This is a genomic window from Actinokineospora bangkokensis, from assembly GCF_001940455.1.
GTDB lineage: Bacteria > Actinomycetota > Actinomycetes > Mycobacteriales > Pseudonocardiaceae > Actinokineospora > Actinokineospora bangkokensis.
The window spans coordinates 396,957-416,985 of record NZ_MKQR01000016.1 but is presented as its reverse complement, the minus strand read 5'-3'; the positions used below and the strand labels follow the sequence as shown (position 1 = coordinate 416,985).

Annotated in this window: 23 protein-coding genes; 9 read left to right on the top strand and 14 right to left on the bottom strand. The window is 73.0% G+C overall.

The genetic code is table 11. From position 1 onward, the window contains the following. Positions 1–117 precede the first annotated feature (117 nt). Positions 118–1,335 (top strand): cytochrome P450, encoded by a 1,218-nt coding sequence (locus tag BJP25_RS16445; protein WP_233158102.1) that lies wholly within the window; start codon positions 118–120, stop codon positions 1,333–1,335. Between the two features lie 7 nt (positions 1,336–1,342). On the opposite strand, the gene BJP25_RS16440 is transcribed toward BJP25_RS16445, so the two are convergent. Then, positions 1,343–2,551 carry an FAD-dependent monooxygenase gene (locus BJP25_RS16440; protein WP_084794069.1) on the bottom strand — a complete coding sequence of 403 codons (1,209 nt, stop codon included), beginning with the start codon at positions 2,549–2,551 and terminating at the stop codon, positions 1,343–1,345. Positions 2,552–2,804: 253 nt separating this feature from the next. On the opposite strand from BJP25_RS16440, the gene BJP25_RS16435 reads away from it, so the two are divergent. Continuing rightward, on the top strand, positions 2,805–3,152 hold the full coding sequence (locus BJP25_RS16435) for a hypothetical protein (RefSeq protein WP_084794068.1): 348 nt from the start codon (positions 2,805–2,807) through the stop codon (positions 3,150–3,152). A gap of 65 nt (positions 3,153–3,217) precedes the next feature. On the opposite strand, the gene BJP25_RS16430 is transcribed toward BJP25_RS16435, so the two are convergent. From BJP25_RS16430 to BJP25_RS16415, 4 genes are all read right to left on the bottom strand, one after another. Further along, complete coding sequence (locus BJP25_RS16430) at positions 3,218–4,162, bottom strand: alcohol dehydrogenase catalytic domain-containing protein (RefSeq protein WP_075975773.1); 945 nt, start codon at positions 4,160–4,162, stop codon at positions 3,218–3,220. Between the two features lie 55 nt (positions 4,163–4,217). Then, positions 4,218–5,060, bottom strand: a complete 843-nt coding sequence (locus tag BJP25_RS16425) for a helix-turn-helix domain-containing protein (RefSeq protein ID WP_198943521.1) — start codon at positions 5,058–5,060, stop codon at positions 4,218–4,220. 34 nt (positions 5,061–5,094) lie between these two features. Next, positions 5,095–5,913, bottom strand: a complete 819-nt coding sequence (locus tag BJP25_RS16420; RefSeq protein WP_075975771.1) for an alpha/beta fold hydrolase — start codon at positions 5,911–5,913, stop codon at positions 5,095–5,097. 93 nt (positions 5,914–6,006) lie between these two features. Continuing rightward, positions 6,007–6,969: an aldo/keto reductase gene (locus tag BJP25_RS16415; protein WP_075975770.1), complete on the bottom strand. Its 963-nt coding sequence runs from the start codon at positions 6,967–6,969 to the stop codon at positions 6,007–6,009. 170 nt (positions 6,970–7,139) lie between these two features. Between BJP25_RS16415 and BJP25_RS16410 the strand changes: the two genes are divergently transcribed. Then, the gene (locus BJP25_RS16410) at positions 7,140–7,706 is read left to right on the top strand and encodes a TetR family transcriptional regulator (RefSeq protein ID WP_075975769.1); all 567 of its coding nucleotides are present in this window, start codon (positions 7,140–7,142) and stop codon (positions 7,704–7,706) included. Here the strand turns inward: BJP25_RS16410 and BJP25_RS16405 are convergent. Then, a complete protein-coding gene (locus tag BJP25_RS16405) occupies positions 7,620–8,084 on the bottom strand; it encodes a MerR family transcriptional regulator (RefSeq protein WP_084794067.1) in 465 nt (154 codons plus the stop codon). The genes BJP25_RS16410 and BJP25_RS16405 overlap by 87 nt on opposite strands. Before the next feature lie 54 nt (positions 8,085–8,138). On the opposite strand from BJP25_RS16405, the gene BJP25_RS16400 reads away from it, so the two are divergent. Next, positions 8,139–8,912 carry an SDR family NAD(P)-dependent oxidoreductase gene (locus tag BJP25_RS16400; protein ID WP_075975900.1) on the top strand — a complete coding sequence of 258 codons (774 nt, stop codon included), beginning with the start codon at positions 8,139–8,141 and terminating at the stop codon, positions 8,910–8,912. 35 nt (positions 8,913–8,947) lie between these two features. On the opposite strand, the gene BJP25_RS16395 is transcribed toward BJP25_RS16400, so the two are convergent. Next, positions 8,948–9,862 carry an alpha/beta fold hydrolase gene (locus BJP25_RS16395; RefSeq protein ID WP_075975768.1) on the bottom strand — a complete coding sequence of 305 codons (915 nt, stop codon included), beginning with the start codon at positions 9,860–9,862 and terminating at the stop codon, positions 8,948–8,950. Positions 9,863–9,981: 119 nt separating this feature from the next. On the opposite strand from BJP25_RS16395, the gene BJP25_RS16390 reads away from it, so the two are divergent. After that, positions 9,982–10,572, top strand: a complete 591-nt coding sequence (locus tag BJP25_RS16390) for a TetR/AcrR family transcriptional regulator (RefSeq protein WP_075975767.1) — start codon at positions 9,982–9,984, stop codon at positions 10,570–10,572. 94 nt (positions 10,573–10,666) lie between these two features. Here the strand turns inward: BJP25_RS16390 and BJP25_RS16385 are convergent, their stop codons facing one another. Beyond that, positions 10,667–10,996, bottom strand: a complete 330-nt coding sequence (locus BJP25_RS16385) for a TetR-like C-terminal domain-containing protein (RefSeq protein WP_075975766.1) — start codon at positions 10,994–10,996, stop codon at positions 10,667–10,669. A 22-nt stretch (positions 10,997–11,018) separates the two neighbouring features. Here BJP25_RS16385 and BJP25_RS16380 point away from each other — a divergent pair, with 22 nt between their 5' ends. Together BJP25_RS16380 and BJP25_RS16375 are read left to right on the top strand one after the other, a co-directional pair. Further along, a complete protein-coding gene (locus BJP25_RS16380) occupies positions 11,019–11,897 on the top strand; it encodes a Rossmann-fold NAD(P)-binding domain-containing protein (RefSeq protein ID WP_408607153.1) in 879 nt (292 codons plus the stop codon). A 108-nt stretch (positions 11,898–12,005) separates the two neighbouring features. Beyond that, the gene (locus BJP25_RS16375; RefSeq protein WP_075975765.1) at positions 12,006–13,067 is read left to right on the top strand and encodes an aldo/keto reductase; all 1,062 of its coding nucleotides are present in this window, start codon (positions 12,006–12,008) and stop codon (positions 13,065–13,067) included. Positions 13,068–13,317: 250 nt separating this feature from the next. Here BJP25_RS16375 and BJP25_RS16370 read toward each other — a convergent pair whose 3' ends face one another. The 4 genes from BJP25_RS16370 to BJP25_RS16355 are packed head-to-tail and all read right to left on the bottom strand — an operon-like array spanning position 13,318 to position 15,654. Continuing rightward, a complete protein-coding gene (locus tag BJP25_RS16370; RefSeq protein ID WP_233158100.1) occupies positions 13,318–13,812 on the bottom strand; it encodes a GNAT family N-acetyltransferase in 495 nt (164 codons plus the stop codon). After that, positions 13,809–14,225 carry an arsenate reductase ArsC gene (locus BJP25_RS16365; protein WP_075975764.1) on the bottom strand — a complete coding sequence of 139 codons (417 nt, stop codon included), beginning with the start codon at positions 14,223–14,225 and terminating at the stop codon, positions 13,809–13,811. Before BJP25_RS16365 ends, BJP25_RS16370 begins: the two co-directional genes overlap by 4 nt. After that, complete coding sequence (arsB, locus tag BJP25_RS16360) at positions 14,222–15,292, bottom strand: ACR3 family arsenite efflux transporter (protein ID WP_075975763.1); 1,071 nt, start codon at positions 15,290–15,292, stop codon at positions 14,222–14,224. The genes BJP25_RS16365 and arsB overlap by 4 nt, the downstream gene beginning before the upstream one ends. Continuing rightward, positions 15,289–15,654, bottom strand: a complete 366-nt coding sequence (locus BJP25_RS16355; protein WP_075975762.1) for an ArsR/SmtB family transcription factor — start codon at positions 15,652–15,654, stop codon at positions 15,289–15,291. Before BJP25_RS16355 ends, arsB begins: the two co-directional genes overlap by 4 nt. 84 nt (positions 15,655–15,738) lie before the next feature. Between BJP25_RS16355 and BJP25_RS16350 the strand changes: the two genes are divergently transcribed. Then, entirely contained in the window at positions 15,739–16,215 is a 477-nt protein-coding gene (locus tag BJP25_RS16350; protein ID WP_075975761.1) for an ArsI/CadI family heavy metal resistance metalloenzyme, read from the top strand. A gap of 80 nt (positions 16,216–16,295) precedes the next feature. Here the strand turns inward: BJP25_RS16350 and BJP25_RS16345 are convergent, their stop codons facing one another. Together BJP25_RS16345 and BJP25_RS16340 are read right to left on the bottom strand one after the other, a co-directional pair. Continuing rightward, the gene (locus BJP25_RS16345) at positions 16,296–17,147 is read right to left on the bottom strand and encodes a hypothetical protein (protein WP_075975760.1); all 852 of its coding nucleotides are present in this window, start codon (positions 17,145–17,147) and stop codon (positions 16,296–16,298) included. A 185-nt stretch (positions 17,148–17,332) separates the two neighbouring features. Further along, on the bottom strand, positions 17,333–18,592 hold the full coding sequence (locus BJP25_RS16340) for an acyl-CoA dehydrogenase family protein (protein ID WP_075975759.1): 1,260 nt from the start codon (positions 18,590–18,592) through the stop codon (positions 17,333–17,335). 379 nt (positions 18,593–18,971) lie between these two features. Between BJP25_RS16340 and BJP25_RS16335 the strand changes: the two genes are divergently transcribed. Continuing rightward, the gene (locus BJP25_RS16335; protein ID WP_075975758.1) at positions 18,972–20,003 is read left to right on the top strand and encodes a helix-turn-helix domain-containing protein; all 1,032 of its coding nucleotides are present in this window, start codon (positions 18,972–18,974) and stop codon (positions 20,001–20,003) included. The last annotated feature ends 26 nt before the right edge of the window (positions 20,004–20,029 follow it).

Below are 20,029 nucleotides of genomic sequence, written 5' to 3'. Positions count from 1 at the left end.
CCCGCGCGCCCACCCGTCACCCGGGGGCCCGCGCACACCCCTCGTTCGCAGCTGTCGGAGCGGCCACCGGTTCCGGTAGGAAGGAAGATCGAATCCGACGAGGACGGGGTGGTGGCCGTGGCGGCCGAGACCGAGGTGGCCGAGACCGAGGTGCCCGAGCTGCCGGTGGCCCGGCCGGACGGGTGCCCGTTCGACCCGCCCGCCGCCTACACCGCGCTGCGCGCCGACGAGCCGCTGGCGCGGGTGCGCTGCCCGGGCGGCATGGACGCCTGGCTGGTCACCCGGTTCGGCGACGTCCGCGCCGTGCTGGCCGACCGGGCGATGAGCTCGCGCGGGGCCAACTCCGCGCACGTCAACCAGAGCGACCTCGACGCGCCGGTCCCGCCCGGGTCGATCATCCAGCTCGACGGCGACGACCACGCCCGGCTGCGCCGGATGGTCGTCGCGGAGTTCACCGTGCGCCGGGTGGAGGCGATGCGCGGTTACGTCCAGCGGCTGGTCGAGGAGCACCTCGACGCGCTGCTGGCCACGCCGGGCCCGGTCGACCTGGTCGAGGGCTTCGCGCTGCCCATCCCGTCGCTGGTCATCTGCGAGCTGCTGGGCGTCCCCTACGCCGACCGCGAGCGCTTCCAGCGGCAGAGCACGGTCCTGGTCAGCACCGACACCACCGCCGAGCAGGGCCAGGCGGCCTTCGGCGAGCTGTCGGGCTACCTCGCCGCCCTGTTCGCGGGCAAGCGGGAGCACCCGCAGGACGACCTGATCAGCAGGCTCATCGCCCGCGGCGCGGCCACCGGCGACGAGCTGACCATGCCCGAGCTGGTCATGCTCGGCCTGAGCCTGCTGGTCGCCGGGCACGAGACGACCGCGAACATGATCGCGCTGAGCACCCTGGCCCTGCTCGACCACCCCGGCGGCCGCGAGGTCGTGCTCGCCGACGCCGAGCGCGCGGTCGAGGAACTGCTGCGCTACCTGTCGGTGGTGCAGTTCGGCGTCCTGCGCCACGCCACCGAGGACACCAGGGTGGGCGACCGGGAGGTCAAGGCGGGGGAGTGGCTGGTCGCCGCCCTCAGCTCGGCCAACCGCGACGAGCAGGTCTTCGCCGCGGCCGACGCGCTCGACTTCGACCGGGAGACCCCGCGCCGCCACATCGCCTTCGGCTTCGGCGCCCACCAGTGCCTCGGCCAGCAGCTGGCCAGGGTCGAGCTGCAGGAATCCCTGACCCGGCTGTTCCGCCGCATCCCCGACCTGCGCCTGGCCGTCCCGCGCGAATCGGTGCGCTACAAGGACAACACCCTCGTCTACGGCGTCCGCGAACTACCGGTCACCTGGGGCTGAACCGCCGCTACGACCTGGCCGGGACACCCGCGTCCGGCAGGTCCGCGTAGTCGGGCAGCTCGACGCCGTGGAGGACGCGCCCGATCAGCTCCACGAACCACTCGCCCTCGAAGTCGGGGGCGGGCTCGGCGTCGGGGCCGGGGATGGCGCGGCTGCGGGCGTTGAGCCTGCCGATCTCCTGGTTGGCCTCGACGAACGGGCGCATCAGCGCCTCGTAGCGGGCGAACCCGACCTCGGGGTCCCACCCGGCGCCCGCCAGCTCACCGGCCAGCAGGTACGCCCCGACCAGCGCCAACCCCGTGCCCTGCCCGGACAGCGGCGACGAGCTGAACGCCGCGTCCCCGATCAACCCCACCCGCCCGGTCGACCACCGGTCCATCACCACCTGGGCGACCTGGTCGAGGTAGAAGTCCGGGGTGTCGTCCAGGTGCGCGAGGATGTCCTCGGTCAGCCACCCCAGCCCGGCCACCCGCTCCCGCAGCAACGCCTTCTGCCCGTCGACGTCGCGGTGGTCCACGTCGAAGTCGTCGGAGGTGAAGGAGAACATCGCCATCGCCCGGGTGGCGTCCTGGATGGGCCGCAGCAGCGCCGACCGCCCGGACGCCTGGTCCTGGTGCTCCAGCAGCCACCGGTCCAGCCCGAACTCGTTGGGCACGCTGTAGAAGGCCAGCACGTGCCCCAGGTGCCGCACGAACCGCTCGTGCGGCCCGAACACCATCCCCCGCAACGCCGAGTGCAACCCGTCCGCCCCGACCACCAGGTCGAACCGCCGCCGCCCACCCCCCGCGAACCCCACGTCCACCCCGTCCGCGTCCTGCGCGACCTCGACGACCCGGTCACCGAACACGTACTCGACCCCGTCCCGGGTGTCGTCGTAGAGCACCCGCGACAGGTCCCCCCGCAGGATCTCGATGTCCGCGATGAACCCGTCCCCACCGTCGTCATCGGCCCGGTAGGTCTCCAACACCCGCCCGTCGGCGTCCACGGAGTGCGCCCCAGCGGTATCGGTGCACGCCGCCCGCACCGCCTCGTCCAACCCCATGCGCTTGATGGCCTCCTTCGCCACCCCGCGCGCGTCCACGGCCTGCCCCCCGGGCCGCAACCCAGGAGCCCGCTCCACCACCGTCACTTCGGCCCCCCGCCTGCGCAACCAATGCGCCAACGCCGGCCCGGCGATGCTCGCCCCTGTCACCAAAACCCTGGTACCGCTCACCATGCCCCCTCGTCGTCGGCCCGGATCGTACAACCCACCACACCCCCGAACGACGATTTGTTGCAGCAGGGGGATTGCGCCGTCTGAAATGTCCGACCCATCGCGCAGGTGGGTGGTTGTCCTGTGTCCAACAGAGATAGTCGAAGGTGTGACCACCCCGGACTCGACTGCTCCGGCGTTGCCCGCTTCCAGCGCCAGGCACCGGGACGTCGCTAGGCTCGGTGGCGGAGTGACCTGCTGGGGACGGGAGATGTCAGTGGCTGATCCGGACGAGGGGTCGGAGTTGCGGGCGCGGGCGGAGCAGGGCGACAGCGACGCCGTGGACGAGTGGGTCGAGTTGGCCGCTGAACGGCAGGACCTCGCCGAGGTGCGTCGCTTCGCCGACCGGGGGCATCCCACGGCGACCGATCAGCTCGTGGCGCTCGCCGCGGAGTTGGGTGAGGTGGACGAGCTGCGCCGGTTGGCCGCGCAGGGCAACCGGGACGCCGCGGACCTGGTCGTGGAGGCGGCGGTGGAGCGCGAGGACCTCGACGAGCTGCGCGCGCTGGCCGACCAGGGCAACTCCACCGCCGCCGAGGCACTCCTGGAGCTGGACGAGGACTGACGGCGAGCAGGGCGCTCGGAGCCCCTGCCTCGGCGCAGTCGCCCCGGCCGAGCACCCGTCGTGCGTCAGGAGAAGTCCAGGACCACGCGTCCGCGCAACCCGCCCGCGGCGAGGAGGCGGTGGGCGTGCGCGGCCTGTTCCGGTCGGAGCACGGCGTGGACGCGCGGGGTCAGCACCCCGGCTTCGACCTGGCGGGCGAGGGTGTCGAGGGCGCCGGTGTCGGTCCAGACATCAGAGGTCATGATCGGGCGCACCCGGATGCCGCGCTCGGCCGGGCCGCCCCAGCCGCGGAGTTCGACCAGCGTCCCGCCGTCAGCGAGGGCGGGCAGCAGTTCGCTGGTCTGCACCGAACCGTCGATGAGGCCCGGGACGCCCTCAGGCGCGAGGTCCCGCAGTCGCGCGGCGACACCCGGGCCGCGCTCGACGACGTGGTGGGCGCCGAGACCGGCCACGAAGTCCCGGTCGTGCGGTGCGGCGTCCGCGAGGACGGTGAGCCCGTCCGCCCGCGCGAGCTGCACCGCGTAACCGCCGACAGCGCCCGCGGCCCCGGTGATGGCGAGGTGGGCGCCTCGGGGCAGTGCGAGCGTGTCCAAGGCCAGCCGCGCGGTCAGCGCGTTCATCGGAACCGTGGACGCCGCGGTGAGCGGGATCCCGCTGGGTGCGGCCACGACGCTCGCCGCAGGCACCACGACCTGTTCGGCGTACGCGCCGCCGTGGCGCCCGGTGAACGGCACGATCGCGATGACCTCCTGCCCCGCGCTGAGCCGGGGCGCGACGTCCGGGCCGAGGTCGTCGATGACGCCCGCGGCGTCCATGCCGGGGATGAACGGCGGTTCCACCCCCGGCATGCGCACCGCGTGGCCGCCGATGCGCAGCAACGCATCGGTGGCGTTGACCGCGGCCGCGTGCACCCGGATGCGCACCTCGCCGCGGCCTGCTCGGGGCTCGGGGAGTTCCAGGACCCGCAGGACGTCCGGCCCGCCGAATTCATGCAATCCGATCGCTTTCACGCCCTGCACAACCCGGTGGCGCCGAGCGACCATTCCGGTCGAGAGGGGGAGAGAATCATCCCCCCTCAGCGGAAACCCGCTGGAGACGGCGGAGCCCGGCCGCGGACGGGCTGCCGGGAGGGGCGGTCAAGGTCAGCAACTTCTGGGTCGGGTCGTCGGGGCGCACCAGGACGTCCCGGTCGAGCCACAGCTCGCCCGCGTGGTCGTGGCGGTATCCGGTGGGTCCGCCAGGGCGACCCTCGACGCGGTGTTCGTCCCACCAGCGGCGGAAGTCGACGTCGCGCTCACGCAGCTCCGCGATGGTGGCGAGCAGCGCGGGGTCATCGGGCCGGCAGGCGCTGTCGTAGCGCAGGGCGGCGACCTGCTGCCGTGCCGCCTGCGGCCAGTCGAGGTGCCGCGCGCGGATGTCGGGGTCGAGGAACACCAGCCGCACGAGGGACCGCTCGTGCGGCGGCAGGGCGCCGAAGTCGGTGAACAGCGCAGCGGCCTGGGCGTTCCAGGCAATGACCTCGGTGCCGGGGCCGAGGACCACCGCGGGGAACAGGCCCAGGTCGTCGAGCAGCCGCACGAGCGCAGCCGACGCCACCGGCGGCACGCGCCCCGGCGCACGCGGACCGCTGTGGCCCGCGAGTGTCGCCGCGTAGTGCCGTTCCCCGTCGGTGAGGCGCAGTGCCTTGGCCACGGCCTCCAGGACCGGCTCCGACACGGCGATCCGACCCTGCTCGATCCGCGTGTAGTAGTCCAGGCTGATCGCCGCCCGTGCGGCGACCTCGCTCCGCCGAAGACCCGCCACCCGCCGCCCCCGCTCGACGACGACACCGACCGCCGAGGGGTCCAGCGACTCCCTGCGGGCCCGGAGGAACGCGCCCAACTCACCCGGCCACCGCTCACGCCCCACAGATCCGTCCTTCCCCATCCCGCCCGCGCCGAGGTCAGGTGTTGCGGGTCAGCCAGCGGGTGAGAGCGGTCGCCAACTCCACCGGTGCGTCCAGGTGGATCAGGTGGCCCGCGCCCCCGATGACCTCCACGGTGGCGCCGGGGATGGCGCCGGCGAGGCGGTGGGCGCGGTCCGGGGGGATCCAGGTGTCCTGATCGCCCCAGATGATGTGGACCGGGATCCGCAGGTCGTGGAGGTGGTCCTCCAGGTCGGCGGTGAAGCGCTCGTCGGCTTGGGCGATCTGCCGGTAGAAGGCCTGCTGCCCCTCGTCGGTGAGCCAGGGGCCGGTCAGCTCGGCCAAGTCGTCGGGGCGCAGGCCGCGGTGGCTGGCGGTGCCGATGTAGGCCTCCAGCGCACCCCGGTGCACCGCGGGCGGGAGCGCGGCGAACACCTCGGCGTTGGCGGCGACCAGGCGGAAGAACTCCGAACCCCAGGGGCGGAGCGCGACGACGTCCACCAAGGCCAGCGAGGAGTAGGCGGCACCGTGCAGCAACGCCGCGCGCAGCGACACGGCGCCGCCGTAGTCATGGGCGATGACGTGCGGGGCGTCGAGTCCCCAGTGCTGGAGGAGATCCGCGAAGAGCTCTCCCTGCACGCCCAGGTCCACCGGGTGATCGGGGTCCTTGGAGGACTTCCCGTAGCCGGGCATGTCCCAGACGTACACCGCGTGCTCCCTGCCCAGCGCCTCGGCGAAGCGCGACCACAACCACGACGACCAGGGGGTGCCGTGGCACAGCACGACCGCGGGCCCCGTCCCGACGCGCTCCCACGCGACCGTCCTGCCCCGCCAGGCGAACTCCCGGGAAAGCTCCATCCCCGCAGCCTATCCAGTCGCGACCCCTACCCGGTTCCTCCGAGGCTCACGCCCGCGCGCAGTGCTCGACGTCGTCACTCCCGCCGTGCCGGGTCACTGCCAGGTCGGCATGTGCTCGTCGACGTAGCGCGCGCCGTACCCGCCGGTGGGCAGGATCTCGGCGATGCGCTGGAGGACGTCGGGTTCCAGCCGCAGGTCGGCCGCGCGCGCGTTCTCCACCACCCGCTCCGGGTTGCGGCTGCCGGGGATGGGCACGACCTGCTCGCCCTGCGCGAGCACCCAGGCCAGGGCGAGCTGGCTGATCGTGACGCCCAGGGACCGGGCGAGGTCGGCGAGCTGGGCGACGGCGGCGACGTTCTTCTCGAAGTTCCCCGGCTGCCAGCGCGGGTCGGAGGTGCGCATGTCCTCCGGCTCGTACTGCGCCGCGGGCTTGGCCGTGCCGGTGAGGAACCCGCGCCCGAGCGGCGAGTAGGCGACGAGGCCGACGCCCAGGTCGGCCATGGCGCCGCGCAGCCGCTCCACGTCCCGCTCGAACAGGGAGAACTCCATCTGCATCACCGAGACGGGGTGGACGGCGTGGGCGCGCCGCAGGGTGCCCTCGCCCGCCTCGCTGAGGCCGAAGTAGGCCACGTCGCCCGCCTGGACGAGTTCGCCCACCGTCCCCGCGACGTCCTCGATCGGCACGGTCGGGTCCACCCGGTGCTGGTAGAGCAGGTCGATCCGGTCGGTGCCCAGGAAGCGCAGGCTGTTGCGCACGACCTCGCGGATGTGCTCGGGGCGGCTGTCGAACCCGAAGTCGCGGGTGAACCCGAACTTGGTGGCGATCACCACCTGGTCGCGGACGGGGGCGAGGGCGGCCCCCACGACCCGCTCGTTGTCCCCGAACCCGTAGAGCTCGGCGGTGTCGAAGTGGGTGATGCCCGCGTCGACGGCGGCGCGGATGGCGGCGGCGCCGTCGGACCCGCTGCCGGTGCCGTAGGCCGTGGAGATGCCCATGGCCCCGTAGCCGAGAGCGGAGCTGGTGAGCCCTTGTGAGCCGAGGATGCGCTGGTGCATGGGTTCGTCCTCCGACAGGTCGGGTGAGTGCGGGAGCGGGGCCCTTCGCCCTCGGCGGGGGGAGCCGCGCGGGGGCGTCCTCGCCCCGCAAGTAAGTAAGTCGTTACTTACTTTAGACTAGGGCAGGGTTCGATCCCGTGTCAAAGGACCCCGCACCACCTGGAGGCCGCATGTCCCCGCGCGACGCCCACGCGACCAAGGCGCGCATCCTGCGCGCCGCGACGGCCGAGTTCGCCGAGCACGGCTACGCCGGGGGGCGCGTCGACCGCATCGTGCGCGAGGCCGGGACCAACGTGCGGATGATCTACGCCTACTTCAGCGGCAAGGACGGCCTCTTCGACGCCGCCGTCGCGGGCGCGGTCGAGTCGATGGCGGCCGCCGTCCCGCCCCGGGTCGACGACCTGCCCGCGTGGGCGGGCGAGCTGTTCGACTACCACCGCCGCGAGCCCACGACCCTGCGCATCACCATGTGGGCGCACCTCGAACGCCCGGAGGCCGCCGCGGAGCCGGTGGAGAGCTACGTCGCCAAGACCACGGCGGTGTCAGGCGTCGACAGCGCCCCGCTGACGGCGGTCGACCTGCTGGTCTTCGTCTACGCCCTCGCCCAGGCCTGGTACCTGACCCCGACCGGGCTGCTGCGCGCGGACGGCTCAGACCCCGCCGACCCCCAGCGGGTCGCTGACCACCGCGCCGCGATCGTCGCCGCCGTCGACCGCCTGGTCCACCCCGCCCGCTGAGGCGTCCAGGCTGGACGGGAAGGTCGCAAGCCCCTCGTAGCCCTCGGCGAGGTAGGTGTCCAACCGCTTGCGGCGCTCAGCGATGCGGTGCTCCTGCTGCACGAGTTCGTCGCGGACCTGCCGGACGCGCGTCAGCAGCGCCGCGCAGTCGCCACGTGGGCGCTCACCCCCGGCGCAGGGCAGGATGTCGCGGATCACGTCGGAGGACAGCCCGGCGTGGAACATGTCCTGGACGAACGCGACCACCTCGGCCGACTCGGGGGCGTACTCGCGGTACCCGTTGGGCTGGCGCTCGCTGCGCAGCAGGCCCTGCTGCTCGTAGTAGCGCAGCGCCCGGGTGCTGACCCCGGTCGCCCTGCTCAACTCCCCGATCCGCATGGGCCCCAGTTCACCTTGACCTTGACACTGACGTCAAGGTTTAGCGTGGGGATCATGACCACGAAAGCTCGCTTGCGCGACACGTTCGCCCTCGTCACCGGCGCCTCCACGGGCATCGGGGCGGCCACCGCCGAGCGCCTGGCCGCCTCCGGCGCGCACCTCGCCCTGGTCGCCCGCAGCGCCGACAAGCTCGACGACCTGGCCGCCCGGCTGACCCGCGACCACGGGGTGACCGTGCGCACCTTCCCGCTCGACCTCGCCGCCGCCGCCGCGCCCACGCGGCTGGTCAAGGAGTTGGCCGACGCGGGGGTCGAGGTGGAGGTGCTGGTCAACAACGCCGGTGTCAGCGACGGCGGCCCGGTGCTCGACGGCGACCCGGCCCGGTTCCGGTCCATGATCGACCTCAACGTCACCGCGTTGACCGAGCTCACCGCGCTCCTGGTGCCCGCGATGGTCGCCCGCGGCCACGGGGCCGTCGTCAACGTCGCCAGCACCGGGGGGTACCTGCCCGCGCCGTACCTGGCGGTGTACGCGGCGACGAAGGCCTACGTCCTCTCGTTCACCCAGGCGCTGTGGGCCGAGATCCGCGACACCGGGGTCCGGGTGGTGGCGGTCAGCCCCGGTCCCACCGAGACGCCGATGAACCCCCGCGGGTCGCGCAGCGCCGACGCCGTCGCCGCCACCGTCCTGCGCGCCCTGTCCGGCACCAGCCCGGCGGTCATCGACGGCAGGGCCAACGCGCTGGTCGCGTTCCTGTTCGGCAGGCTGCTGCCCAGGCGCCTCGGCCTCTCCATCGCACGGCGCGTGATGGCCAGCGGCAAGTTCTGAGCGGACCGGTTGGTGTCCCGCGCCCGCTGCCGGTGTCACCCGCCGAGGACGAAGCGGGCCAGGGCAGCGGCGACGGCGTCGGGCTGCTCGTCGGGGATGAAGTGCCCGGCGTCGGGCACGACCACCCCGGTGACGTCGTCGGCCCAGGGGCGCAGGGACGCCGCCATGTCCGGGATGGACCCGTGGCTGCTGGAGATCCCGAGGACGGGCACCCGCACGTGCCGCCGGTCCAGCGCCTCGTGGTTCCTGCGCGCCGACTCCGCGGCGTGCCGGTAGTAGGCGAGGGAGGCGCGCAGGCCGCCCTCGGCGGCGACGGCCGCCGCGTAGTGGTCCAGCTCGGCGTCGTCGAAGGTGCCGGGGGAGTGGGACTTCGCCTCCAGGAACCAGCCGACGTACTCCCGCTCGCGGCCCGCGAGGAGCACCTCGGGCAGGTCGGGGACGAGGTGGAACGCGAAGTGCCAGGTCTTCCACGCCCGGTCCGGGTCCGTGGGGACCGCGTCCGGGAGGGTGATGCCGGGGATCCCGGCGTCCAGGAGCGCGACCCCGTGCAGCCGGTCCGCGAAGCCGAGCGCCAGGGAGAACGCCACCCACGCGCCGACGTCGTGGCCCGCCAGCCAGTAGTCCGACACGTCGAGGGCCCGCACCGCCGCGTCGACGCGCGCGGCGACGGTGTGCGTGTCGTAGCTGCCCTCCGGGCGCTCGGAGTGGCCCTGCCCCGGCAGGTCGAGCGCGATGACGCGGCACCGGCCTGCCAGGCGGGTCATCACGCCCCGCCAAGCCCACCAGGTCTGCGGGAACCCCGCGAGCAGCACCACCACCGGGCCGTCCGGCCTGCCGCCCTCGACGGCGTGCAGGCGGACGCCGTCCGCGTCGACCCAGCGGTGGGTGAACCCCTCCAGGTCGTGCAGAAGCAGGTCGGGCAGGTCGCGGACGGGCGGGGCGCTGGTCACGGTGGTCCTCCACGGCGCTCGGGTGCCGGGAGACGCTAACACATCTTGGAACGATCAGTTCAAGATAGGATGGCGCACGACTCGGCCCGCGAGGGCGACGCACCGACGAGGAGTGCCCCGTGGCAGGCAGGAAGCAGTTCGACGTGGACGCGGCGCTCGACGCGGCGATGACGCGGTTCTGGCGCGCAGGCCACGCCGCCACCTCGGTGGACGACCTGTGCCGCGTGACCGGCCTGAACCGCAGCTCCCTCTACTCCACGTTCGGCGGCAAGGACGCGCTCTTCCTGCGCTGCCTGGACCGCTACGCCACGCGCTACGGCGAGAAGTACGACGCCGCCCTGTCGTGCGCGGCCTCGGACCCCCTCGCCGCTGTCCGCGCGTTCTTCCAGGTCACCCTCGACCGCATCGCAGACCCCGCACTGCCCGATGGGTGTCTGATCGCCCAATCGGCACTGGCCATCCCCGTGCTCACCGAGGATGTCGCCGCGCGCGCGAAGGACGCGCTCGGCGCCCAGCGCAAGCGTCTGCGCGCGGCGCTGAAGGCGAGCCGGTTGGCCGACCAGCACGCCGAGGACTTCGCGGAGCACGCGGCAGCGGTGAACCAGTCCCTCGCCGTGATGAGCAGGGGCGGGGCCAGCCCGGCGCAACTGCGGGCCATTGTGGGCGTGACCGTCGAGGCGCTCTCCCACGCGTTGCCCACCCACACCTAGCGTTCGGGCCGAGGCGGCGGAGGATCTGCTGAGTTCGACGGCATCGGGGTGCAGTCCTCCACAGAGGACTCGGTGATGCCGCGCGCGGTGCGGGTCAGCGGGTGGGCAGGGTCGCGATCAGCAGGTCGATGAGCGCGTCGCCGTCCGCGTCGCACTTGCGCGGGTCGAGCCGGCCGCCCGCTTCGAGGTCGGCGATGCCGTGGGCGGCCGCCAAGACCAGACCGGCGAACGGCCGGGCCCGCTCCGCCGGGACCACGCGGGCGACGAGGGTGTGGAAGACGTCCTGCGAGCGCGCGCCGACGTCGGAGGCGTTGTCCCCGAACGGGGCGCGGTCCAGCATCAGGCGGTAGAGGCTGGGCCTGGTGCGGGCGATGCCGACGAACTCGTCGATCGCCGCGCGCAGGGCCGCCGCCGGGCTCTCCACGGACCGGGCGGCGATGTCGTGGATGCGCCGCGTGAGGTCTTCCCACGCGCCGAGCGAGCTGCTGCGCCGGGAACCGCGCCTGCACCTGGTGGTGCTCGCCCGCGGGGAGCCGGGGAAGGGGCTGCGCGGGCCGCGGGTCACGCTGGTCGAGGCGGACCTGGCGAGCCGGGCGAGCACCGCGTCGGCCGTCGACGCGATCCGCACCTTCGTCGCGGGTGGGGAGCTGCCACCGCTCGCCGGGTTCGCGGGCAACGCGGGCGTCTCGCTCGACGACGCCCTGCACACCACCGCGGACGGCCACGAGACGACGTTCGCCGTCAACGTCCTCGCCAATCACCTGCTGATCGCGGGCTTGGTCCCGCTGATGAGGGCGCCCGCCCGAGTGCTGGTCACCGTCAGCGACACCCACTTCGGGGACTTCCGGCACAGCGGCGGCACCATGCCGCCTCCCCGGTGGGCGGCGCCCGCGGTGCTGGCGCGGCCCGGAGCGTTCCCCGACCCCGGCTCGGCCACCGCGGGCAGGACCGCCTACACCACCAGCAAGCTCGCCGCGATCCACCTGGTCCACGAGTGGGCCAGGCGGCTCCCACCGGGCACCACCATCGCCTCCTACAACCCCGGCCTCGTCCCGCGCACCGGCCTGTCCCGCGACGCAGGGGCCGTGGGCCGGTTCATGATGAGGTGGTTGAGCGCCCCTCTCGCGCTCACCCCGCTCGCCGACACCCCGGCCGCTGCGGGCCGCAAGCTCGCGGACGCCGTCCTCGGCCGCGTTGTCGCGCCGTCCGGTGCCTACGTCGACCGCACCAGGGTCGTCCCGTCGTCCGCGGAGTCCTACGACCCCGAGCGGGAGCGGGACCTCTGGGACCACCTCGAACACCTCCGCACGAGCGCGGACGCTTGACCGGGGCAGGCGTCCCAGGGTGGGTGTTCCGCACCCTCCCTGGGAGGTCGCCGCCTCCCTACCGTGGTCGTCAGGCAGCCGGAAGACCACGGTGAGAGAGGAAGTGCGATGAAGTACGGGACGTTGGGGAACACCGGGTTGATCGTCTCGCAGCTCTGCCTGGGGACGATGACCTTCGGCGGCGCGAGCGGCGTGTACGAGCACATCGGCAACGTCGACCAGGCGGGCGCCAACGAGCTCGTCAAGGCCGCTGTGGACGGTGGGGTCAACTTCTTCGACACCGCCGACGTCTACTCCGCCGGGGAGAGCGAGGCGACGCTCGGGCGGGCGTTGCGCGAACTGGGGGTCCCGCGCCACGAGTACGTCCTCGCGACCAAGGTGTACAGCCGCACCGGCCCCGGCCGCAACGACGTCGGCGCCTCGCGGGGGCACGTCATGGACGCCGTCGAGGCCAGCCTGCGCCGGTTGGGGACCGACCACATCGACCTCTACCAGGTCCACGCGCACGACGCGGTGACCCCGCTGGAGGAGACGCTGCGCGCCCTCGACGACCTCGTCCGCCAGGGCAAGGTCCGCTACGTCGGCGTCTCCAACTGGCAGGCCTGGCGGATCGCGAAGGCGCTCGGCATCACCCAGCGCCTCGGCCTCGCCCCGCTGAACACCGTGCAGGCCTACTACTCCGTCGCGGGCCGTGACGTCGAGCGCGAGATCCTCCCGCTGCTGCGCGAGGAGGGCCTGGGCATGCTGGTGTGGAGCCCCCTCGCGGGCGGCCTGCTGTCGGGCAAGTTCAGCCGCGACAACCAGTCCCCCGAGGGTGCGCGGCGTTCGGGGTTCGACTTCCCCGTGGTCGACAAGGACCGCGCGTGGGACGTGCTGGACGTCCTGGGGCCCATCGCCGAGGCCCACGGGTGCAGCCCCGCCCGCATCGCCCTGGCCTGGCTCCTCACCCGCCCCGCGGTCACCTCGGTGCTCGTCGGCGCCCGACGCCTGTCCCAACTGGAGGACAACCTCGCCGCGGTCGACGTCGAGTTGACCGAGGACGAGGTCCAGCGGCTCGACGCGGTCAGCGAACTGCCGCCGGAGTACCCGGGCTGGATGCTCGGCACCCAGGGCGCGGACCGCTGGGGACCGGTGGACCTGTGGAAGGACCGCATGCCCGCGGTGTCCTGATCAGCCGAAGCGCGCACGGGCGGGGAAGGCGCAGGACTCTTCCCCGCCCGTGCGCGGCTGCACCCCGGCGATGGTGCTCGCCCCCTGGCGACGCGTGGTGCGCCCGCTCCCGGGGCAGCCCACAGTCAGCCGAGTGCCCAGCTCGACGGTTGAAGGCCAGGGTTCTGCTCGCCTTCCTCACCGATCCCATCGCGGCCTTCGCCTGGGCCGGGGAACCCGGCGGCGTGATCCAGCAAGCCAGGGGCGGTGGTCAGACGCCCACCACGGCGCTGCGGCGCTCCAGCATGATGACGTCGCGCCACCGGCCGTGGTGCTGACCGATCCGCTCGCGGGTGCCTTGCTCGCGGAAGCCGTGGCGGCGGTGCAGGGCCAGACTGGTGCGGTTCTCCGGGAACACGCCGCTTTGCAGCGTCCAGATCCCGGCCGCCTCGGTGGAGGCGATGAGCGCGTCCAGCAGGAGGCCGCCCACCCCTCGGCCGCGGGCCGCGTGGGCGACGTAGACGCTGTGCTCGACGACCCCGGCATAGACGCAGCGGGAGGACACCGCGCCCGCGGCGACCCAGCCGAGGACGTGCCCGTCGCGGTCGAGGGCGACGTGGCGGTGGTCCGCGAGGTGGTTGGCGTCCCACGTGGCCCACTCGGGCGCGGTGGTCTCGAAGCTGGCGTTGCCGGTGTCGAGACCCGCCTGGTAGATCGCGAGCACCTGATCGGCGTGCTCGGGGAGCATCGGCGCGGTGCGGGTCACCGGGTGCTCCGGGTGGGGGCGAGTTCGGTGAGCAGGGCGCGGACGCGGCGGTCGATCTCGTCGCGGATGGGGCGCACGGCGTCGACGCCCTGCCCGGCGGGGTCGTCGAGCTGCCAGTCCAGGTAGCGCTTGCCGGGGAAGTAGGGGCAGGCGTCACCGCAGCCCATCGTGATGACCACGTCCGCGGCCCGCACGGCGTCGGTGGTCAGGGGTTTGGGGAACTCGTGGGAGAGGTCGAGCCCCAGTTCGGCCATGACCTCGACGACGGCGGGGTTGACGGTGTCGGCGGGGGCGGACCCGGCGGAGCGGACGGTGACGGCGCCCGCGGCGTGGTGGTGCAGGAGCGCGGCGGCCATCTGGGAGCGCCCGGCGTTGTGGACGCAGACGAACAGCACCTCGGGGACGGCGGTCACGAGCGGTTCTCCTGACGGGCGGTGTGGCGGTCGCGCAGGGCGAGGGAGACGTGGACGAGGCCGACGAGGACGGGGACCTCGATGAGGGGGCCGACGACCCCGGCGAGCGCTTGGCCGCTGGTGGCGCCGAAGGTCGCGATGGCGACGGCGATGGCGAGCTCGAAGTTGTTGCCCGCGGCCGTGAACGCCAACGTGGTGGTGCGCTCGTAGGGCAGCCCGACGGCGCGGCCGAGGGCGTAGGACCCGGCCCACATGATCGCGAAGTAGGCCAGCAGCGGCAGCGCGATGCGGACGACGTCGAGGGGGCGGCTGGTGATCTGCTCGCCTTGCAGGGCGAACAGGACCACGATGGTGAACAGCAACCCGTACAGGGCGATGGGGCCGACGCGGGGCAGGAACCGGTCCTCGTACCACTCCCGCCCGCGGGCGCGTTCGCCCAGCCGGCGGGTGAGGTAGCCCGCGACGAGGGGGATGCCCAGGAAGACCAGGACGCTGCCCGCGACGTGCCAACCGGACACGGCCAGTTCCGCCTGCGGCAGGCCGAGCAGGCCGGGCAGCGCGGACAGGTAGAACCAGCCCAGGGCGCCGAAGGCGATGACCTGGAACACCGAGTTGAGGGCGACCAGGACGGCGGCGGCCTCGCGGTCGCCGCAGGCGAGGTCGTTCCAGATGACGACCATCGCGATGCAGCGGGCCAGGCCGACGATGACCAGCCCGGTGCGGTACTCGGGCAGGTCGGGCAGCAGCAGCCAAGCCAGGGCGAACATCAGCGCGGGGCCGACCACCCAGTTGGCGACCAGCGAGGTCCACAGCAGGCGCCGGTCGCCGGTGACGGCGCCGAGCCGGTCGTAGCGGACCTTGGCCAGCACCGGGTACATCATGACCAGCAGCCCCAGGGCGATCGGCAGCGACACCCCGGACACCGACACCGCGTCCAGCGCACCGGCCAACCCGGGGACCACCCTGCCCGCCGCCAGCCCTGCGAGCATCGCCGCGCCGATCCACACCGGCAGCAGCCGGTCCAGGGTCGACAACCGGCCCGGGACCCGCGCGCCGACCGTGCTCACGCGGTCACCACCGGGGTCTCGCCCGGCACCAGGACCGCCGACAGCCGCGACAGCACCTCCGGGTGGACCCGGTAGTACACCCACGTCCCCCGCCGCTCGCCCGTGATCAGCCCGGACTCGCGCAGCACCTTCAGGTGGTGGGAGATCGTGGGTTGGGACAGGTCGAACACCTCGACCAGGTCGCACACGCACGCCTCGCCCCCCTCGTGCGAGGCGATCAACGACAGCAGGCGCAGGCGGACCGGGTCGGACAGGGCCTTGAACAGCTTCGCCAGGTCCACCGCCTGCTCGGCGGTCAGCGGCGCGCGGGCCAGCGGCGAGCAGCAGGCGTCCGCCGCGCTCAGCGGGATCTGTTTCGACACGCGTCTATGTTGACAGACTTCGATGCAACCGGGCAAGGTGGCGGCGTCACCATATCGACGAACGTCTATCCAGAGGGAGTGGCCATGTCCCGAGTCCAGCTCGCGCTGCGCGTGGGCGACCTGCGCGCCTCGATCGACTTCTACAGCAAGCTCTTCGGCGTCGAACCCGCCAAGCTGCGCGCCGGGTACGCCAACTTCGCCATCGCCGAGCCCCCGCTCAAGCTCGTCCTGCTCGAAGGTGAGCCCGGCCAGGCCACCGCCCTGGACCACCTCGGCGTCGAGGTGGAGACCACCGACCAGGTCAACGCGGCCACCCAGCGCCTGACCGGCGAGGGGTTGGACACCCTCACCGAGGACGACACCACCTGCTGCTACGCCGTCCAGGACAAGGTGTGGGTGCACGGCCCCGGGCAGGAACCGTGGGAGGTCTACACGGTCAAGGCCGACTCCGCGACCTACGGCAGCGACAGCGCCGCGCTCGCCACCCCGGCCACCTGCTGCCAACCCGACACGACCGGCGAGGTGGACAAGTCCGCCCAGCCCGAGGGCTGCTGCCCCTGACCGCCTCCGCCGCCCACCCGAGCTGACGCCGCCTCACCGCCTCCACGCGGCGGTGGCGCGGCGCTCGGCGTGGTCGGGCGTCAGACCGGGTAGCCCGGCGGGGCGAAGCTGACGGTGCCGAAGTAGCGGCGGGTGGCGGTGAAGCGCCGGACGGAGTAGTAGAGGACCACCAGGGGGAAGGCCAGGAAGGTCCACGGGGCGGTGGCAGGCGAGTCGCCGACCGCGACAACAGCCACCAGCGCCGCGAAGAAGAGCAGCAGGACCACCGCGTTGACGATCCCCCTGCGGGCCACGCGGGTGTACTTCACCGCGTCGGAGGGGACCATCCAGCGGCGCTCAGCCTGAACGGCCGGGTAGGGGACGACCTGGTGGCTCTTGGCGAGCCGCGCAGGCGCGGCGCGGACCAGGAGCCCAACCCCGACGCCGAGGAGCGCGGCGACGCCCAACCCCCGCACCAGGTCCCAGGACGGGTCCATCAGCCACAAGCCGTACGCATAGCCCGCGAAGACCACCGCCCACGTCAGGGCGACCACCGGCCAGAACCGCGCCCTGCCCACCGCGAGGTCCCACTGGTCCTGGGTGACCGGGCACTTCAGCGGGTCCAGCACGCTGAGCTGGTGGTCCCCGACCAGCAGCGCGCGCTTGTTCTGCCGGACGAGGAAGACCACGGCGCCGGCCAGGACGACGACCAGGCCGAGGACCCGCGCGCCCAGGGTGACGACCGGCGGCGTGTCCGCGGGCAGGAAACCGGCACCGACCAGCACCGCGACCGAGCCGAGCAGGACGAGGAGGAAGAACTGGACCTTGGCGCGCCGCAGGAGCGTCGCCCGCCACGCAGCGACGGCCGCGTCCTCGGCGGGCGCGAGAGGTGCGTGCGCGGCGACTCCGGAGTGGAGAGCGGGTTCGTCGAAGACGGGGTGCTCAGGGGACACGGCACCAGAGGCTACGCGGGAGTAGGCGGCCGGCGAACCACTTCTGCCAACGAAGCAGGCACGGAAATGGTTCACGAACCGCGCCTCCTGCCCGGCGGAACGCCACCGGGCCGCAGGCGGGACGGGCTCGGGCGCGACGGCGGGCTTTCCGGCTCATCCCCCGGGAAGCCCGCCGCGCGGGCCGCTCAGCTCCCCGTCGAGAGGCGGTTCTCGGCCACGGCGAGGTGGTCGTAGCTGGGCTCCATGAACATCTCGTGCAGCGCGCGCCGCCGCACGCCCATGTTGCCGCCGTCGTAGACCGGGAAGCACAGGACGTCCTGCATGATCGCGGCGATCGGCGTCTTGTCGCCGTAGCCGTCGACCCCGACCAGCCGCATCGCGTCGTAGACGGTCTGGACCGACAGCTCCGAAGCGTAGACCTTGGTCATGTTGGCGGCCTCGCGGTCCTTCCCGCCGGTCTTGTCGAAGTGGTCGGCGGCCTTCCACGACAGGTACCGGGCGGCCTCGATGCGCATCTTGATGTCGGCCAGCATGTAGCCCGCGTTCTGGTACTCGATGACCGGGTGCGGGCCCGAGCGGTTGTCCGTCCTGGCGAACTCGTAGGCGTACTCGAACGCGGCCCGCATGCGGCCGACGCAGGCGGCTCCGATCGGTGCGCACGTCCAGGAGAACGCGCTCTTGACGATGTCGATGCCGTCGCCCGGCCGGCCGATCATGTTGCCGATCGGGACGCGCACGTCGCGGAACTCGACGCGGGGCGAGTTGGTGGCGCGGTGCCCGATCGTGTCGATCATCCCGGTGATCTCCACGCCCGGGGTGCCCCGCTCGACCACGACGATCGCCAGCGACTCCTGCGGCGGCTTGGCCGGGTCGGTGCGGCAGACCACGCTGATCAGGTCGGCGCCCTCGCCCTCCCAGCCGGAGGCGTTGGTGGTGTAGTGCTTCGAGCCGTTCAGCACGATCTCGTCGCCCTCGACCCTGGCGAAGGTCTGCACGCCCACCTTCGGGTCCGGCGAGTCGTAGTTGGCGCCCCCGGTGACCTCCGTGTAGGCGATGGCGGCCAGCTTCGGGTCAGAACCGCAGAACGGCGGCAGGAAGCGGCGCTTCTGCTCCTCGGTCCCGAAGTGCACGATCGGGTGCAGCCCCAGCCCGGTGCCCAGCACCGCCGAGGCGACGTTGACGTCGACGCGCGCGATCTCCTCGACCGCGAGGACGAACTGCAACGAGGTGAACGGCGCGCCGCCGTACTCCCCGGGGACGAGCGCCTTGACGAAGCCTGCGTCCACCATCTGCTGGAAGAACGGCCGCAGCGCGTAGAAGCGCTCTTCGGGCTTGGACAGCGGCGCGATCGCCTCCTCCACACCGCTCAGCACGGTGCTGGCGAACTCCCTGGCCTGCATGCGGAGCGCCAGCTGATCCGCGTCCAGCGTGAAGTCGAGGGTCATCGGTGCCACCTTCCGGGTCGACACCCGTGCGCTGTGGTGCGCCGGGACGGGGGAATGCTCGCCCGTGCCGACGCCGGTGGCTTGGACAGGACTGCACCACGGGTTGGACGAATGCGCACGACACCCGGATGTCCAGCTGTGCAAGGGGATTCGGTACCCGCCATGCCGCCCCGGGAAGTCCCCGTTGTGGCACTGCGGCGCGATGAGCGGTTCCCGGGCTGCGCGCGTGACCTGCGTGTAATCCTCACGCAACCCCCGCCTGCAAACCTTCCCCGCAAGGAGAAGCAGCCTGCCATCGCGGGGTGCGCGTCGCTGTCGTCGCGACGATCCACCGATGCCGCCCCCACCGCACCCGAGGTTGCACCAGGGCCGAGGCGAGATGGAGGTCCCGTTGCCGTTCTGGACCACGCTGGACCGGCCCGTGGGCGAGCAGTTCAGCTACTGGCGCGAGGTCATCTGCGAGGCGTTCACCCCGCTGGCCGCCGAGCAGGCGGGCGGCCGCCGCGGGCGGGTCCCGGACGAGCCGGGCATGGCCAGCTGGGTCCGCTCGTCCGCGCTGACCGCGACCAACTGCGCCGAGGTCACCTCCACGACGCAGCTGATCAGCCACGGCCCGGCCGAGGTCCGCCGGACCGCCTCCGACCAGGTCTTCGTCAACCTCCAGCTCAGCGGCCACTGCGTCGGCAGCCAAGGGGGCCGCACGTGCGTGGTCGCGCCGGGCGGCTTCGCGCTGTTCGACACCACGAGCGAGTACCGGCTCGACTTCGTCGCGGACAAGGCGACCCGGGAGTGGCACGTGCTCTCCTTCCGCGTGCCGCGGGCACAACTGCTCCCCCTGCTGTCGGACCCCCACCGCTTCACCGCCGTCGCCCACGACGCGGGCCGGGCGGGCCCCGCGAACCTCGTCGCCTCGACGATGACGTCCATCTGGCAGAACCTCGACGGGCTCGACCCGCACGCCAAGGACGCCGCGGACGTCGCCTTCAGCTCGGTCCTGGCCGCGGCCACGGGCGGCAGCGACGCGCTGCGCGACACCTCCCGCGCGACCCTCGACGCCGCGCTGCGGGCCGCCATCGTCCGCTACCTGGCCGCCAACGTCACCGGCGCCAAGCTGACCGCCGAGAAGGTGACCGCCCGCTTCGGCATCTCGGTGCGCAAGCTCCACCGGCTCTTCCACGAGGGCGGTCGCAGCTTCGGCAAGACCGTCACCGCCCTGCGCGTCGAGGGGTGCGCCCGCGAGTTGACCGCCACCGCGGCCACCCGCCCGCTCGCCGACCTCGCCAGCCGATGGGGGTTCGCCGACCAGTCGCACCTGAGCCGCTGCTTCCGAGCCCGCTACGGCTGCTCCCCCTCGGAGTTCCGGGACAACGCCCACCGCGAACCCGCCGAATCGCGCACGCCCATCGCCTGACCGACCGCACGAGCCGACCGGAGCAG

Excerpts from the sequence above, each read along its gene's own strand:
- BJP25_RS16350 (WP_075975761.1), top strand. The coding sequence starts at position 15,739 with ATGTCCCGAGTCCAGCTCGCGCTGCGCGTGGGCGACCTGCGCGCCTCG.
- BJP25_RS16375 (WP_075975765.1), top strand. The coding sequence starts at position 12,006 with ATGAAGTACGGGACGTTGGGGAACACCGGGTTGATCGTCTCGCAGCTC.
- BJP25_RS16335 (WP_075975758.1), top strand. The coding sequence starts at position 18,972 with ATGGAGGTCCCGTTGCCGTTCTGGACCACGCTGGACCGGCCCGTGGGC.
- BJP25_RS16340 (WP_075975759.1), bottom strand. The coding sequence starts at position 18,592 with ATGACCCTCGACTTCACGCTGGACGCGGATCAGCTGGCGCTCCGCATG.
- BJP25_RS16405 (WP_084794067.1), bottom strand. The coding sequence starts at position 8,084 with ATGCGGATCGGGGAGTTGAGCAGGGCGACCGGGGTCAGCACCCGGGCG.
- BJP25_RS16410 (WP_075975769.1), top strand. The coding sequence starts at position 7,140 with ATGTCCCCGCGCGACGCCCACGCGACCAAGGCGCGCATCCTGCGCGCC.
- BJP25_RS16400 (WP_075975900.1), top strand. The coding sequence starts at position 8,139 with ATGACCACGAAAGCTCGCTTGCGCGACACGTTCGCCCTCGTCACCGGC.
- BJP25_RS16420 (WP_075975771.1), bottom strand. The coding sequence starts at position 5,913 with ATGGAGCTTTCCCGGGAGTTCGCCTGGCGGGGCAGGACGGTCGCGTGG.
- BJP25_RS16380 (WP_408607153.1), top strand. The coding sequence starts at position 11,019 with ATGCGCCGCGTGAGGTCTTCCCACGCGCCGAGCGAGCTGCTGCGCCGG.
- BJP25_RS16440 (WP_084794069.1), bottom strand. The coding sequence starts at position 2,551 with ATGGTGAGCGGTACCAGGGTTTTGGTGACAGGGGCGAGCATCGCCGGG.
- BJP25_RS16415 (WP_075975770.1), bottom strand. The coding sequence starts at position 6,969 with ATGCACCAGCGCATCCTCGGCTCACAAGGGCTCACCAGCTCCGCTCTC.